At 68.0% G+C, this 15,036-nt stretch carries 15 protein-coding genes; 6 read left to right on the top strand and 9 right to left on the bottom strand.

Annotated elements, in window-relative coordinates; genetic code table 11:
* The first annotated feature begins 22 nt into the window (after positions 1 to 22).
* On the top strand, positions 23 to 1,180 hold the full coding sequence (locus GNX95_RS27525; protein WP_163510542.1) for a serine hydrolase domain-containing protein: 1,158 nt from the start codon (positions 23 to 25) through the stop codon (positions 1,178 to 1,180).
* Here the strand turns inward: GNX95_RS27525 and GNX95_RS44430 are convergent.
* Positions 1,095 to 2,168, bottom strand: a complete 1,074-nt coding sequence (locus GNX95_RS44430) for an HNH endonuclease signature motif containing protein (RefSeq protein WP_163510541.1) — start codon at positions 2,166 to 2,168, stop codon at positions 1,095 to 1,097. The two genes, GNX95_RS27525 and GNX95_RS44430, sit on opposite strands and share 86 nt — an antisense overlap.
* Positions 2,169 to 2,894: 726 nt before the next feature.
* On the opposite strand from GNX95_RS44430, the gene GNX95_RS27515 reads away from it, so the two are divergent.
* Genes GNX95_RS27515 through GNX95_RS27500 form a run of 4 tightly spaced genes read left to right on the top strand, consistent with a single transcriptional unit; the run spans position 2,895 to position 5,531 of the window.
* Entirely contained in the window at positions 2,895 to 3,425 is a 531-nt protein-coding gene (locus GNX95_RS27515; RefSeq protein ID WP_246281860.1) for an RNA polymerase sigma factor, read from the top strand.
* Positions 3,422 to 4,102: a Rieske (2Fe-2S) protein gene (locus tag GNX95_RS27510; protein WP_163510540.1), complete on the top strand. Its 681-nt coding sequence runs from the start codon at positions 3,422 to 3,424 to the stop codon at positions 4,100 to 4,102. The genes GNX95_RS27515 and GNX95_RS27510 overlap by 4 nt, the downstream gene beginning before the upstream one ends.
* A gap of 56 nt (positions 4,103 to 4,158) precedes the next feature.
* Complete coding sequence (locus GNX95_RS27505) at positions 4,159 to 4,581, top strand: cupredoxin domain-containing protein (RefSeq protein ID WP_222853992.1); 423 nt, start codon at positions 4,159 to 4,161, stop codon at positions 4,579 to 4,581.
* On the top strand, positions 4,578 to 5,531 hold the full coding sequence (locus GNX95_RS27500; RefSeq protein WP_163510539.1) for a metallophosphoesterase family protein: 954 nt from the start codon (positions 4,578 to 4,580) through the stop codon (positions 5,529 to 5,531). Before GNX95_RS27505 ends, GNX95_RS27500 begins: the two co-directional genes overlap by 4 nt.
* Here GNX95_RS27500 and GNX95_RS27495 read toward each other — a convergent pair.
* From GNX95_RS27495 to GNX95_RS27465, 7 genes are all read right to left on the bottom strand, one after another.
* Complete coding sequence (locus GNX95_RS27495; protein WP_163510538.1) at positions 5,528 to 6,799, bottom strand: serine hydrolase domain-containing protein; 1,272 nt, start codon at positions 6,797 to 6,799, stop codon at positions 5,528 to 5,530. The two genes, GNX95_RS27500 and GNX95_RS27495, sit on opposite strands and share 4 nt — an antisense overlap.
* A gap of 114 nt (positions 6,800 to 6,913) precedes the next feature.
* Positions 6,914 to 7,972, bottom strand: coding sequence for a hypothetical protein (locus GNX95_RS27490; protein ID WP_163510537.1), 1,059 nt, complete (start codon positions 7,970 to 7,972; stop codon positions 6,914 to 6,916).
* A gap of 11 nt (positions 7,973 to 7,983) precedes the next feature.
* The gene (locus GNX95_RS27485) at positions 7,984 to 8,316 is read right to left on the bottom strand and encodes a PadR family transcriptional regulator (protein WP_163510536.1); all 333 of its coding nucleotides are present in this window, start codon (positions 8,314 to 8,316) and stop codon (positions 7,984 to 7,986) included.
* A gap of 21 nt (positions 8,317 to 8,337) precedes the next feature.
* Positions 8,338 to 9,435, bottom strand: a complete 1,098-nt coding sequence (locus GNX95_RS27480; RefSeq protein WP_163510535.1) for a glycosyltransferase — start codon at positions 9,433 to 9,435, stop codon at positions 8,338 to 8,340.
* A gap of 60 nt (positions 9,436 to 9,495) precedes the next feature.
* On the bottom strand, positions 9,496 to 9,870 hold the full coding sequence (locus GNX95_RS27475; protein WP_163510534.1) for a hypothetical protein: 375 nt from the start codon (positions 9,868 to 9,870) through the stop codon (positions 9,496 to 9,498).
* Between the two features lie 91 nt (positions 9,871 to 9,961).
* Positions 9,962 to 10,741, bottom strand: coding sequence for an alpha/beta fold hydrolase (locus GNX95_RS27470; RefSeq protein ID WP_163510533.1), 780 nt, complete (start codon positions 10,739 to 10,741; stop codon positions 9,962 to 9,964).
* A gap of 79 nt (positions 10,742 to 10,820) precedes the next feature.
* The gene (locus GNX95_RS27465) at positions 10,821 to 12,569 is read right to left on the bottom strand and encodes a DJ-1/PfpI family protein (RefSeq protein ID WP_163510532.1); all 1,749 of its coding nucleotides are present in this window, start codon (positions 12,567 to 12,569) and stop codon (positions 10,821 to 10,823) included.
* A 163-nt stretch (positions 12,570 to 12,732) separates the two neighbouring features.
* On the opposite strand from GNX95_RS27465, the gene GNX95_RS27460 reads away from it, so the two are divergent.
* Positions 12,733 to 14,706, top strand: coding sequence for a sensor histidine kinase (locus GNX95_RS27460; RefSeq protein WP_163510531.1), 1,974 nt, complete (start codon positions 12,733 to 12,735; stop codon positions 14,704 to 14,706).
* Here the strand turns inward: GNX95_RS27460 and GNX95_RS27455 are convergent.
* A complete protein-coding gene (locus tag GNX95_RS27455) occupies positions 14,599 to 14,985 on the bottom strand; it encodes a response regulator (RefSeq protein ID WP_163510529.1) in 387 nt (128 codons plus the stop codon). The genes GNX95_RS27460 and GNX95_RS27455 overlap by 108 nt on opposite strands.
* Positions 14,986 to 15,036 lie beyond the last annotated feature (51 nt).

The raw sequence follows: 15,036 nt of genomic DNA, 5'->3' as shown, positions 1-15,036 counted from the left end.
GCTTTACGGCCATATTCGACCGGTGACTTCTGGTGGCTTCTCGTCGAAACGGCTGGCGCGGCTGTGGGATCTGCTCGCGCGTCAGGTCGACTCCGGTTTCGTCCCCGGTGCGCTGGTCGTGCTCGCACGCAAAGGCCACGTCCACATCGCGGCAGTCGGCAACCTCGCCTTTGAAGGCGCCGGCTCGACGACCCCGATGGCCGCCGACACGATCTGCCGGATGGCCTCGATGAGCAAGCCGGTCGTCGCCGCGTGCGCGATGACGCTCGTGGAGGACTGCACGCTGCGCCTCGATGATCCGGTCGACGACCTTCTGCCGGAGTTGACCGGCATGCGAGTGCTGGCCGACCCGTACGGACCGCTGGACGACACGGTCGCGGCGAATCGTTCGGTCACGCTGCGGGACCTGCTGACCTTCACCTTCGGCACTGGCATGGTCGTTGCCGAGGCTCCAATCGCCGACGCCCTCGATGCCATCGGCGAGCCGGCGCCGGACGAGTGGATGCGCCGGCTCGGCGCGCTGCCGCTGGTCCATCAGCCGGGTGAGCGCTGGATGTACGACACCGCCGCCGACGTGACCGGCGTACTCATCGCGCGCGCCACCGGCACGTCCCTCGACGCGGCCGTACGCCAACGGATCTGCGAACCGCTCGGCATGCCCGACACCGGCTTCAGCAGCGAACACCTCGACCGCTTGGCGACCGCGTACGCGCGCGACGAAGCCACCGGCGAGCTGGTCGTCGACGACCGTCCCGACGGACGATGGAGCCGGCCGCCGCTCTTCGAGTCAGGTGGCGGTGGACTCGTGTCCACCGCCGCGGACTACCTTGCTTTCGCGTCCGCGTTGCTCGCCGGTGGCCGAGCGCTCTCCCGGCCGGCGGTGGCGCTGATGACCACAGACCAGCTGACCCCGGCGCAGAAGGCGGTTTCCGGATTCTGGCCGGGATACTTCGGTGCCATGGGGTGGGGGTTTGGCCTGTCGGTGCGTACTCGCCGTACACATCTCGGCCCTTCGGTCGGCAGCTATGGTTGGCCTGGTTATTACGGCACCGTCTGGTACAACGACCCGGTCGAGGACCTGACGACGATCCTGTTCATGCAACGAGCGCACGCCGGCGACCAGCGGCTGCCGAGCTCACAGGATTTTTGGACGACGGTCTACCAGGCCATCGACGACTAGTGGTGCGTTGTCGTGTTCGTAGGATTTGGTGGCAGGTATGGCACCAGCGCGACGGCGGGCAGTGCTTCGCCCCTGCTGTGTGAGGCTGAAAGACATGGGACACGCTTGGTCCTCGTCTCAACATTCCGATAGCTGAGGCGAGGAAACAAGCGTTTGTGTTGTTGGTTGGTGGTCCACCTGTTCGGGTCAGCCGTACAGGTGGTAGGTATTTCGGAGCGGCTTTTGCTCGTAGTCCACATCGAGTGGTGGGATGAACTCCGGGTGGCCGTTGTTCATCCGTACGGTCCAGTCGGTGTGGTGAATTTTCGCGATGATGGCGGTCGCAGAGCAACACGCAATTTTCCAGACAGGTGGTGCCACCGTCCACCCATGACACGATGTGATGCGACCGCGTGTGCCGGACCGGCCGCGTACATCCGGGCCGGGTGCGACCTTTGTCTCGTGCGATCAACGCTTTCCGCAGCTCTGGTCCGGCCAGCCGTTCCTTGCGGCCGACGTCCAGTGGTACGCCTTCGGAGTTGAGGATGATCGGAATAATGTCCGCGTCGCAGGCGAGGCGGCGGGCGGTTTCGGGGCTGATGGTCAGGCCCTCGTACGCGCGCGCCACACCCAGGCAGTCGCGGAGCATCTCCCAGGAGATCGTCACCGTCAGGTGCGGCCGCTCGGCGCCCTGGATCGGCAACTTCCCGGTATCAGCCACGAGATTCAGGATGTCGGCAAGCGCGTCACCGTTACGCTCGGCAGCTGATCGAGGATCGGGCTTGCCGTCTTCACCTTCCGGCTTTGCCGGCGGTGACAACACTTCCTGCAGCAGGGAACCGGTCTCGGCGTCGAGAATGCCGCGCAGCGCGAGGCGGCCGTCGCGACCGGTGTGCAGGTGCAACTCCCGGCGCGGCTTCGCATCGTCCTTGTCCGACGGCGCCGCGCCATCCGGGTCCAGATAGGCATGCAACCGGGTGCCGAGCCGATAGAGACGACCAGCATCCATATGCTTGGCGTCAACAGTTCACCGGTCAGCGCCATGCCGGGACAGAACGCGCCGGCGCGCTGCACCCTGCGACTGGCTTCGGTCGGGGAGAGCAACAGCTGATCTTCCGGCAACTGCTGCATGTTTTTGGCCTGCAGCTGCTCGTACGCCTCTTTGTGCTCGATCGCCTTGACGATTTTCAACACCCGCGCCGCGGCCTTGCGATACTCTCGCTCGGCGTCACGCAGCATCGCCGCGAGCACGTTCGCGTCTTCTTCCGGCCACGGGTCACCGACTGGCGCGGTGGCGACGGAAGGAGTGGTCATGCCTCCAATAATACCGGCCACACCGACAAAACCACGCCACCAAACACATCTGTGATAACTGTTTTCCTTCGCTACAAGCGAAATAGTCGACCTCGTACGTCGTGCCCCTCCTCGCCGCCAACGCGATATCACCACCGCGTGGGGTGACTGCGAGGATGTTGATCTCGGCCGCGTGAGGTCCGACCGGAGGACCGGCGGTCGCCCGCGGCGGCGGCGTTGCCGCGACCGAGCCGTCGAGCCGTCGAGCTGTCGACACCTCACCCAGATGCGTCTTGAACCCATGGGTGTAACCCGACCGTGTATCTCGTCATGGAAGCGGTTATGGACCGCAGGCGACTTGCGGGGATGGTGAGAGGTGGCGCCGCACCGGTTTCGAGCATGGCGCGGGCCGGCGGAGCAGGCGGAGCGGACCACGACGGACGTGGTCACCGGTCCACCGAGGCTGCGCGTGGTCGGTGACGACGTGTATCCCGACTGGGAGACGATCTATAGAGAGAATGTGGACCGGGTGTATCGGCTGATGTTCGCCAAGGTCGGCAACCGGCCGGACGCGGAGGACCTGACCGAGGAGGTTTTTCTGGCGGCACTGCGACCGTTGCGCATGTCGGCGAGCGTCGGCGAGGTGCGCGCGTATCTGCTCACCGTGGCCAGGACGGTGCTGGCCGGATACTGGCGGCGTACGCTCGGCCGGCCGGTCACCACGCTGGACACCGAGCAGATCGAGGACGTCTTCGAGCCGGCGCGGCCCAACGGGGTGGCGTCGGCGCGTGCCGAGATGATCCTGGCCGCGTTGCCGCCGCGCTATCGGCAGGTGCTGGAGCTGCGGTTTCTGCGTGCGTACACGCTGAAAGAGGCCGCCGCCGAGCTCGGCGTGACAGTTGGCAACGTGAAGGTCCTGCAGCACCGTGCCTTACGTCAGGCGGCGGTGGTTGCGGAGGGGATGAGGCCGTGAGGACGCGACAGCTGCGGCGGTTCGTCGCCGATCTGCTCCGTGGCCGGCGGACACGGAGGTTTGCCGCCGACGCGGACGAGGAGGCGTACGTGCGTACGGCCATCGAGTTGCGCTCGGCAGCCGGTGACCGGCCGTCCGAGGAGTTCGTGGACGCGCTGCGCAAACGCCTCAGCGCCGCCATGGAGGACGAGTCCGCCGAGCCGGTGAGGCTGACCACCGGCCGGCGGCGGTTCGTGCAGGCGGCCGGCATGGTGGCCGGTGTCGCCGCCGGCTCGGCGGCGGTCGGTGCGGCCGCCGGATTCACCTTGGGCCAGCAGGAAACGCTGGCCGACCAAGGCGACACACTGCAGCCCAACGACGGCCAGTGGCGTACGGTCGCCGCCAGCGCGGAGCTGCCCGACGGTGGCGTGAAACCGTTCGACCTGGGGACCGTGCTGGGATTCGTCCAGCGTACGGACGGAAAACTGCGCGCGGTTTCCGGGGTGTGTACGCACCTGGGCTGCCGGCTGGTGCTGGACCTGCCGCACCGCCAGCTCAACTGTCCGTGCCATCGCGCCGCGTTTTCGGTCGGTGGACAGGTGTTGCGGCACCAGCTGCCGACCCAGCTGCCGCCGCTGCCGCGCCTCGCGGTCCGTGAGATCGACGGCGCCATCCAGGTTTTCGCTCCGCACGCGTAACCCGGCCGGCTATCGGTAGATGAACCGAAAAACCGGTCCAGGAGAGGAAAACCACCATGCGGATAACTGCCATCGGGGTCGCCTGCGCGGCCGGCGGGGTGAGCCTCGGACTGCTCGCCGGCTGCGGGTCGACCGCGCCGGCGGCTCCGGCCGGCGCCAGCCAGCCGATGCCGGGGATGTCCATGCCGGCGCCGAGCGCGACCCAGAACGCCGCACCGGTCGCCACGAACACCGTCTCGATCAAGAACTTCGCCTTCGTGCCAGCGACGATCACCGTGAAGGCCGGTGTGACCGTGACGTGGACGAACGCAGACCAGGACGCGCATACGGTCACGTCGGTGCCGCCGGCCAGCCAGCTGCGGTCGCCGACGCTGAACACCGGCGGCGTCTACCGGCACGCTTTCACCGCTCCGGGGACATATCAGTATCTGTGTACGATCCACCCGTTCATGACCGGGACCGTGGTGGTGACGCGATGACCACAGAGGAAAACACGGAGGAGAAACAGGATCCGCACGGCATGAGCCGCCGGCAGTTGCTGCGGCACACGGCCTGGTTCGGCTCCGCGGTCGTGCTGGTGGTCGCCGGTGGTGAGGTGATCAGCCATGTGGCCGGCCAGTCCGCGCCGCCGGCCGCCGACGATCCGAACGCGCTGCGGTTCGTACAGGTCAGCGACAGCCATCTCGGTTTCACCGGAGCGGCCAACACCGCCGTCACCGAGTCGTTTTCGCATGCGATCAACCAGATCAACGCGCTGCCGCGCCGGCCGGATTTCGTGATGCACACCGGAGACCTGACGCATCTGGCCACCAAGGCGCAGTTTGACCAGGTGAAGCAGATGATGAGCGGACTGCGCACCGGAAAGGCGATGACCGTCCCCGGCGAGCACGACTCGATCGACGACACCGGACAGAAATATCGCCAGTTCTTCGGTGCCGGTACGCGCGGCGACGGATGGTACAGCTTCGACGTTAAAGGCGTACATTTCCTGTCGCTGGTCAACACGCTGAGCCTGGAAAAGCTCGGACATCTCGGCGCCGAACAGCTGGAGTTCATTCGTAAAGACGTGGCGTCACTGTCCTCCGACACGCCGATCGTGGTTTTCAGCCACATTCCGCTGTTCGCGATGTATCCGGCCTGGGGCTGGGGGACCGACGACGCCACCCAGGCCCTCAGCTATCTGCGCCGGTTTTCCTCCGTCACCTGCCTGAACGGTCATGTGCACCAGCTTTTCACCAAAACAGAGGGAAACGTGACCTTCCACAGCGCGACGACCACCGCGTACCCGCTGCCGGCGCCGGGTCATGGACCGGCGCCGACACCGGTGGTGCTGCCGGCCGGAAAGCTCGGGCAGGCGCTGGGCATCCGCGAGGTTTCCTACCAGAAAGGCCAACATTCGCTCGCCGTCAAGGACGTACGGCTGGCCTAGATTGTGACCGCCAGCCGCTGAAACTCGTCGGCTCCGCCGTTGAACAGGAAGTCGACGGTCTGCGTCATGGCGATCACGGTGAGATCGCGGTGCGGGTCGTTGAACCACAGCGTGCCATAGCCGCCTTCCCAGCCATAGCGGCCAGGAGCGGAGACGGCGTCGGGTGTCACCGACACGGACATGCCGTATCCCCAGCCGCGGTTGCCCAGCGGTCCCGGCCCGACCGCGGCGAGCTGCTGCGGCGTGAGGTGGTTGGTCGTCATCAGGTCGACCGACTCCGCCGACAGCAGCCGCCGGTGCCGACTGACGCCCCTGTTGAGCAGGAGTTGGCTGAAAGCAAGGTAATCGTCGATGGTGGAGGCCAGACCGGCGGCAGCGGACGGAAAAGCCGGCGGCCGCGACCACACCTGCGGCGGCGAGCTGACGTCTTTCTGGAGTTTGCCGGTCTGTGGGTCGCCGACGTAGAGGTCCGGCAACCGGCGTGCCTGCGCGGCCGGCAGCCAGAAACCGGTCTGTCGCATGCCGAGCGGCCGGAAGATCCGCTCGGCCAGGAAGTCGCCAAGTGGACGGCGAGCGGCCCGCGCGACCAGTACGCCCAGCACGAGCATCCCGGCGTTGTAACGCCAGTGCTCGCCGGGCTGGTCCATCAGCGGCAGCGTGCCGAAGCGGCGGATCCACTCGTCCGGACGCCACGGCGTACGCGGATCCGGTTGCGCCATCACCAGCTGCAGGTCGCTCGCGGCCTTGATGACCGGATACGACGGCTCGAAGCTCGGCTCGAAGATCATGCCGTAGCCCATCCGCAGGGTCAGCAGGTCCTGCAGGGTGATCGGCCGCCGAGCCGGCACCGTCTGGTCGAGCGGCGCGTCGATTTTCGTCAGTACGCGCCGGCCGGCCAGCTCCGGCAACAGCCGGTCGACCGGTTCGTCCAGCGCCAGCCGGCCGTCCTCGACCAGCATCATCGCGGCCGTCGAGACGACCGGCTTGGTCAGCGAGGCGATCCGGAACGGCGTGCTGCGCCGCATCGGCTGGTCGCTGTCCAGCGACATCGTGCCGACCGTGTCGACATGTACGCGGCCCTGCCGCGCGACCGCGTACACCATGCCGACCAGTTCGCCGCGCGCGACTCGCGCCGCCATCGCCTCACGCAGGTCGCCAAGTGTGCCGGCGCTGCTTGCCGAGGCTGGCGCAGCACTGGTCGCCAGACCGCCGGCCGCTATCGACGCGCCAACCGCGGCAGCGCCGGTCAAAAGCGTTCGCCTGTCCATCAAGCTGTCCCTTTCCGCCATGGGCCGCGAACGTCACGGCCGGTGACGCGTTTCAGTCTGGTCGCAGAGGCAGCGGAACTCGTCACCAGATCTGATGAAACCGGTGCCTGATGCTCACGCTCGCGCCGCGTCGGCCGTGCGGCGTCGCGACCGGTGTGGCAGCGCGGCCAGCGCGGCGGTGGCCAGGATGGCGGCCAGGTCGATCAGCAGCGGCAGCCGGAACGGAAAAACCATGAACAGCGTCCACAGCGCGAATGGCCGGAAGGCCGGCGTCCAGGTCGCCGGGTCCGTCCACATCGTCAGCTGCGAGGAAACGATGATGGCCACGAACAGAAGTGTCAGCGCGATGCTGACGGCCGCGGTGGACAGCGTCAGCGCCTGGATGAACCAGCCGCGGGTTTGCGTACGCCGGCTCACCCAGCCGGCGAACAGCCAGCCGGCGAGACCGCCGAGCAGGATGCCGAGCGCGGTCAGCGGCCAGACCGGCCACGGCTCCGCACGCTCCAGTGACACCTGCGGTCCTGGCGGTGTCGTGTCCGGCTGCACCGAGTACGTCAAGGTCAGTCCGTCTTTGCTGGCAAGGAATCTCGCCTCCGGCATCGTGCCTTCCTGCTGCGGGATGACGCCGCTGACCTGCCATCCCGCCGCGGCGAGACGGTCGCGCGCGGCGGCGGCGATCGCCGGGAAGTTGGCCGGCGTGACGTTGACCTGATATCCCCAGGAAATCTCGCCGGCGTTGTAGTCGTCCTCGCCGAACAGCGGCGTGTCCGGACCGGTGTACGGATAGTAGAAAAGCTCGTCGTGCCGGGTGAGATTCGTCGGTGCATCGCCGATGAGCCGGGAAATGCCGGCGGTTTGCGCCGAATCCGGCAACGCACGTGCGGTTTGCCAGCCGAGCCACGAAGCGGCGGAGGCGCCGAGAAACGCGCCGACGATGACCGCGAGCGCGGCGACGACCACGATCATCCGGCTGCGTGGCCGGCCCAGCCGGCAGCGCATTCCGCCGCGCAGCAGGTTGAAAGTTTCGCGCATGGCCGGAAAACGGCGAGAAGGTGGCGCGGCGGCCAGCAGGGTGTCGAGGATTTCCTCGCCACGGTCGCGGCGATATGCGCGCGGATAAGCGTGCAACAGCAGGCGATAACGCCTGTCCAACCCGGCGGCGTCGTTGCTCATCGGGGTCCTTTCTATGCGGTGCGTACGCTGGCGCGAGCTCTCAGCCGGCGAGCGGCCGCGGCCGCGTTCGCGCGCTGTCGGGCGATATCGGCGGCCAGCGCCGCGGCGCCGTCGTCGGTCAACCGGTAATAGCGCCGTTTGCGGCCGTCGACGATTTCCTCGCGGTCGGGACTGACCAGGCCTTCGGCGACCAGCCGGTCCAGCGCCGTGTAGAGCGTGCCGGCCTGCAGGCGCACCCGGTCGTCGGACAGCGCGCAGACCTCCTGGATGACGCCATAGCCGTGTAACGGCCGGTCAGCCAGCGCGGTCAGGATCAGGAAAGTCGGCTCGCGTAGTGCTTCCACGTCGACCAATATAAAGATGATCTATGTATCGTGCAAGGCGCGCAGGTGTGAGTTCTCGAAGAAGAGATCGGTCCATGGCTTGCTGAGCCGGCGATACTGGTCGGCCTCGTCCTCGGTTCTCAGACGTGCCAGCAAAGCGACGATGACGGCGTCCAGGTGGCGGCCGGTTGGATCGATGACGCTGGTGGCCAGGTTGTCGGACGCGCGCCGGAGCTGGATTGTCTTGACCAGATCGGCGGCCGCCGCGGCATCGTTGAAAAGTACGGTGACCATGCGCAGATAGTGCGCGTCCGGACTGTCGCCGTCATGGACACGGTCGAGCTCGGCGCAGGATCGCAGCACCTGGTTCCAGTCCTGCATCATGGCGAATGCCTGGCAGGCCTGGAAAAGCGTCCGGCGGTAGTAGTCGACGGCGTCGAGACGGTCGCCGGTGACCGGACTGCGCTTGGCGAGATCCCTGGAGGCAGCGCAAAGGTCGACCAGTTGGTCGCGGTCGTAGGTGCGCAGGCCGTCGCGTACGGTGAAATACCACCAGCGCGGATTGTCGGGATCTTCCTGCCGCGCGGCGCGCAGCAGCTCGAGGTTGCGAGTGAGCTTGTCTTTTTCTGTCAGCACGTCCGGGTGGTAACCGTCGTGGTTGACCTGGATGCCAAGCCCCACCAGCTCGAGCGGACCGGATGCCACCGGATATTCGTGGACCCGCCCGTGATAGCGAATGCCGCTGGAAGCAAGGAAAATCCTTGGTACGTCGGTCATCGCGGTGTCGCGCCCGACGTGCTGGATGACCGGCGCGAAGACCGTACGGCTCGGATCGTACGTCCGTGCCGCCGACGCCAGGAGCGGATGGATGTTCCGGTCGGCCAGCCATTCGTCCGCGTCGAGGAAGAAGATCCAGCCGTCCTGGACGAGGTCGATCGCGCCGTTGCGCGCTTCGGCAAACGAACCGGGCCACGGCTGATGGACCAGGCGTACGCCCCGGTCGGCGATGATTCCCGGTGTCTGGTCGGTCGAGCCGGTGTCCACGACGAGTACGTTGAGGCCGGCCACGCTGTCCAAACAACGACCGATGCACCGCTGTTCGTCTTTGGCGACAACGATGACGGTGACTGGAGTGTCCACTTTGGATTCCGTTCACGCGAAGAGGCCGCGTCCCTGATCGAGACGCGGCCTCCGGGTAGGCTAAACGCAGACCGACGCGAACCGGCCGGGGTCGGAACCGCAGCCCCAGTCGACGAACGTACGCCAGAACTGATAACACGTCCGCTGGCCGCCGGGTCCGGCGGTCGTCTGGCCGAGATATTCGAAATGATAGTAGGCGAGCGCGGTGCAATACTTGGTGTGGTCGTAGGTCACCGGGTTTGGCACGCCACAGTAAGGATTGTCGGCGTGCGCGGCGGTGCCGGTCATGGCCAGGAATCCGATGCCGGTCGCGGCCATCGCCAGCCCCATGCCGATGCGCCGCCGGATCCCGCCCGGGGTGCGGCTCTTCGCCGGGGTGGTGGCCAGGTCGGCCTCGATGTTGTCGAGAAATGCCAGCTGTTCGTTGTTTGTCACGTCACTCCTGAAAGTTGGTGGAGAAGACCTCGTCAAGATCGTCGAGGTTTAGCGCTACATTACCGACTGGGGCGACTGTGTCAACGGTTCGTCAGCGTTGCGGCAGGAATTCGTCAAGTGCCGCCGCGACCGCGTCCGGACATTCCAGTGTCTGCATGTGCGGAGCGGCCGGCAGCTCACGGAACGTGGAGCCGGGAATGCCGGCGGCGATCTGACGCATCAGCTCCGGCGTGGTGGACACGTCGGCCTCGCCGGCGAGTACGAGCGCCGGCGCCGGAAAATCGGCCAGCCGGCCGCGTACGTCCAATCCGCTGAACGCGCGCCACGCCGCGGCCCAGGCCGCCGGACTGCCGCGCAGCACCTGCTCGCGGGCATAACGTACGCCCGCACCGTCGGCGGCGAGTGCCGAAGCCGTGAACCACCGGCTCAGCGACGGCTCCAGCTGCGCGGCCATGCCATCGACCTCGGCCGACCGGGCGCGGTTTTCGAAGCCGGCAAACGGAATGTCGGTGGTGGCCAGCAGTGACAGCGAGGCGAAGCGGCCCGGATTGGTGACGGCCGCGGTCTGGGCGATCGCACCACCGAAGGAAAGGCCGACGACATGTGCCTGGGGGACATCGAAAGCGTCGAGTACGCCGAACAAATCCGCCGCCGCGTCCGTCATCGTGAACGGCTCGCCGTCGCCGCGAAGGTCGTAGGCGATGACACGGCGGCCGCGCGCCAGCTGGTCCATCACCGGCCGCCACATCCGCCAGTCGAGGCCGAGGCCGTGCACCAGGACGACCGTCGGACCGCGGTCGCCGACGGACGCGGCCAGCGTCTCGTGGTTGTCCAGGCTGATGCTGTTGACGGCGTACGAACCGCGGTCCACGTCGACTCCTCCACTATCGGTACGACGACCACACTGGCTCGCACGCTGCCAGTCGTCCAAGACATCGTCGGACTGACGGTCAGACCGTCGACTTATGACCGCGTCGCCAGAGGAACACAGCCAGCAGGGCGATCGCGAGTCCGGTCAGGCCGAGCAGCGCCGGCCGTACGGTCGGCAGCCACGGCCAGCCGGGTCCGGCCAGGTCCAGGTCGGCACTGGGATATTCGAGGATTTTTGCGGCCCAGTGCGCGGTCGTCGTGTCGGTCGTGAGCGCCAGCTCGCGCAGCGCCGCGTCGAACGCGAAGCCGGACTGGTGCGCCAGATACGCGACCGGCACGTGCGCTCGCCGCGCCGCGGAGAGATCGGAATCCTTGTCGCTGCGCGGAATCAGCAGGTGATCGACGCGGCCGGCCGCGTCCATGCCGGCGCGAGGCACGAAGGTCAGGCCGTGCCGCGAGCGTACGGTGCCGCCGTCGGCGCTGATGGCGAGCGTACGCGCGGCCTTGATCTCGCCGTACGGGTCGAAGGCGGCGGCCAGGTCGAGCTCGTCGACGCCGTCGGAGAGCACGACGCCGACAGTGGTGTCGTTGGCACGAAAGCCGCTGTTGAGGATGTGGGTGATCGCGTCGCTGGCGGTCAGCCGCTCGACCGGCAGCGCGGCCGGCTTGCCGGGCGAGTAATAGCGCCAGGCGACCGTGGTGGCGGCCTTCGAAGCGGCGTCGGTGCCGAGCAGCCGCTCGATGACGCGGAGCGTACCGTCCACTGACGACAACAGTCCGCCGGTGGTGATCAGGTCGCCGTCATCGAGGTAACGCACTCCACGCTGCCAGTTGACCGCCGGAAATTTGTGCTGCAGCTCGGAAAGCCGATACCAGTGCGAGGTCGCCGGGCGGCCGTCGAGCAGGCCGGCTTTGGCGAGCAGCCGCGCGCCGGTGCACACGCCGAGCACCAGGCCGTGACCGGAAACACTCCGCAGCCACGCCGCCACCTTGGCGTCTGCCGTGTCCGACGGCGGCATGTCCGGCACGATCGTCACGCTCGGCGCGCCGACGCGCTGCCTGAGCTGGTCGAAGCTGAGATCCGGCACCAGGTCGAGCCCACCCAGCAGCGTGACCGGACGCCGCTCGGCCGCGACGGTGTAGACGTTGACCTTGCCGGTGGCCGACAGCACCGCGTACGGCACGAGAGTGTCGGCGACATTGGCGCCATCGTTGCCGACGACGATCGCGACGGTCGGTTTGCTCGGGTCGTACACCGGCGCCGCGACATTGACGACGGCGCTCGACGCGGCAGGGGCATAGCGGCTGTGCTCGTAGCTGACCGAGCCGATGGCGAACGCCGCGGACGGCAGGATCGCGATGGAGAGCAGGACAAACAGCCCACGGCCAAACGCCGGCAGCACACGTCGTACGGCTTTCGCCAGCCGGCCGCTGCCGTGGTGATGCGCCAGGTATTCGTCGCGCCGCCGCAGCATCACGACAAGCATCAGCACGAACATCGTGGTGTGCTCGACGACCATCGAGGACATGCCGTCCAGCACGTTCCACGCCACCAGCGGCGCGACCGCGACCGCCGGCACCAGCATTGCCAGGCTCATCTCCACCGTCGGCGGCCAGCCGTGCCGGCGTACGCGCATCCACACCGCCATCGCGACCGCCATGGTCACGCCCATCTCCAGGGTGACCAGGACCGGATAGCGGTCCATCGAGTACGGCACGCCGGCCGCTGCCAGGGCGAGCCGCAGCGCGCCGCCGAGCACGGCCATGCCGACCAGCATCGCCACGGTCATTTCCAGATAGTGGAAAGCAAACCTGCGCCATCCTCGCATCGCTGACTCCTCAGTGCGTTCTTCTGTGTGCCGTAAGTGTCTTCTGACCTGCGGATACGCGACCAGTGCCTGCGATCATCAGGAGCGCGTGGAATGTGCATCGGAGTTGGTGTGCACTTTGCACATCAGGCCGTATCGTCAGGTCGATCGGTGAGGAGTGCGGTTGACGGACAGCGAGCGGCTCACGCCGGCGTACCGACTCGTGCAGGTGCTTCCGGTGGCGTTTCTCGGCCTGACGCTGCTGACCCGGCTCGGCAACGCGATCTACTGGAGCGGCCCCGGCGGTGGCGCGGTGCTGGCGGCGCTGTTCGTGTTGCCGCTGCTCTACGCGGTGCCGCTCGGTCGCGCGTTCTGGGCGCGGCATGCCGGTTGGCTGCTGGCCGTGCAGGCGATGCTGACGTACGCGCCGCTCGCGGTTTTCGGTCAACGCTGGATCAACGCGGCGGCCGGTCTGTTGGCCGGTCTGTTGCTGTTGACCGTACGAGCGCCGAGGTCGTGGCCGCTCTTCGGCGCGGTTGTCGTCGTCGAGGCCGCACGCATCGCGGTGCTGGGAATTCCGTGGAATGGTCCCAAAAGCGCGTTCTACACCTGGATGCTGGTCGCGCCGGTCGTCACCGGCCTGGCGTTGTTTGGACTGGTGCGGCCGGCCGACCTGGTCGCCACGCTGCGCGCGGCCAGGACCGAGCTCGCCGAGCTGGCTGTCGCAGCGGAGCGGCGCTGGTCGGCCGACCGGCTGCGTACGGCCATCGGCGACAACCTTGAGGCGACGACCGAGCACGTCCGCGCGGCCATCGCGGTGCTGCCGACCGACCGTGACGCGGCTCGTGCCGAGCTGACGGCGGCGGCGAAGGCGGCGCGCCGCGGTCTCGAGCAGGTGCGTACGGCCGTCGCCGCCGACCAGCCGCGACCTGCGTCCTTGCCGTCGACCTCCGGCGTCGCGCCTCGGCTGGCGAGGGTGACGCTCGCGGTCGTACTCGCCGGCCAGGCGGTGATCCTGACCGCGAACGTCCTGGTCGCCGGCGGCTCCGCGGTGGCGATCGCCAGCATCGCCGTGCTGGTCGCGCTGCAGCTCCATCACAGCCTCGGCTGGCGGGCCGCCGCCCGGCCACGCGGCTGGCCTTTCACGCTGGCCGTCCAGACGTTGCTGCCGTTCGCGTGGTTTCCCGCGTACGACTGGAACATCCTCACGCTGGCCGGTTTCGCGGCCGGTTCGGCCGTTCTGCTGTTGCCACGACGCTGGGGGTGGAGCGCCTTCGTCGCGGTCGTCACAGGCGTCGGCGTGGCGTGGAGCCTGCCGGTGCTCGGTCTCTACTACGGCATCGGCAACCGGGCCGTCTACGGGGTCGCCACGGACAGCGCGACCGTCCTCTATCAGGCCGGTGCGGCGGCGACCGCCGGCATTGTCGTCTACGGACTGTCACGGCTGCCGGATCTCGCCGAGCAGGTCGAGGCGGTCCGCCGGCAGCTGGCCAGTGCCGCGTTGGCCCGCGAGCGAGAGCGCGTCGCGCAGGACACGCACGACCTGCTCGGCCTCGGTTTGTCCGCGCTGGCACTCAAAAGCGACCTGGCCGGCAAGCTGGTCGGCCGCGACGACGAGCGTGCATCCGGTGAGCTGGCGGCGATGTTGCGGCTGGCCGGACAGGCGCGCGCCGATCTCCGCTCGGTCACCGTCGGTGAGAGCGCCGTCTCGTTGCAGAGCGAGCTGGCGGCCGCTCGTACGCTGCTGACCTCCGCCGGCGTGTCGGTGGACGTACGCGGCACGGCGGCGCTCCCTGAGCAGGTCGATGCGGTGCTGGCCACCGTGTTGCGCGAGGCGGTCACCAACGTGCTGCGCCATTCTGATGCCAGATGGTGCGAGATCGAGGTCGCCATCGATGGCGTGCGAGTCGTCAACGACGGCGTACGCGATGAGGCGACTGAGCGGCGGGGCCGTGGGTTGGCCAACATGTCCAGCCGAGCTTCGGCGCTCGGCGGCGAGGTGTCGGCGAGCCGCGACGGCGATCGGTTCGAGCTGACCGTACGCGTGCCATCAGCCGGGGAAGACACGCTCGCCGCGCGCGACGCGTCGTACGGCGTCGGCGAGGAAGTCGGCCGGAGTGTCCTTGACCAGGAGGCCGGCGGCTCCGGCGGCACGTGACCGGTCGACGCGGTCCGGCATCGCCAGCCCGGTGAGGATCAGGACGCGGCAGGCCGGCAGCCGTACGCGCAGCTCGGCGGTGGCGGTGAGGCCGTCGACGGCCGGCAGGTCGATGTCGAGCAGCGCCACGTCGGGCCGGTGGCGGAGCGCGGCCGGCAGGATGTGATCGCCGCCGGCGACCGCGGCCACGACGTCCAGGTCGGCCTCCAGCTGCAGGAGCGCGACCAGCGTCTCCCGCAGCACGGCCACGTCCTCGGCGATCAGGACCCTCGTACCCATGGCCTCAGTCTCGGCCGCGCCGCGGCCGGCCAGCCAGTGTCACCGGCACGA

The sequence above is a fragment of the Fodinicola acaciae genome (assembly GCF_010993745.1).
Taxonomy (GTDB): domain Bacteria; phylum Actinomycetota; class Actinomycetes; order Mycobacteriales; family HKI-0501; genus Fodinicola; species Fodinicola acaciae.
This window is presented reverse-complemented; position numbering and strand designations above follow the sequence as displayed.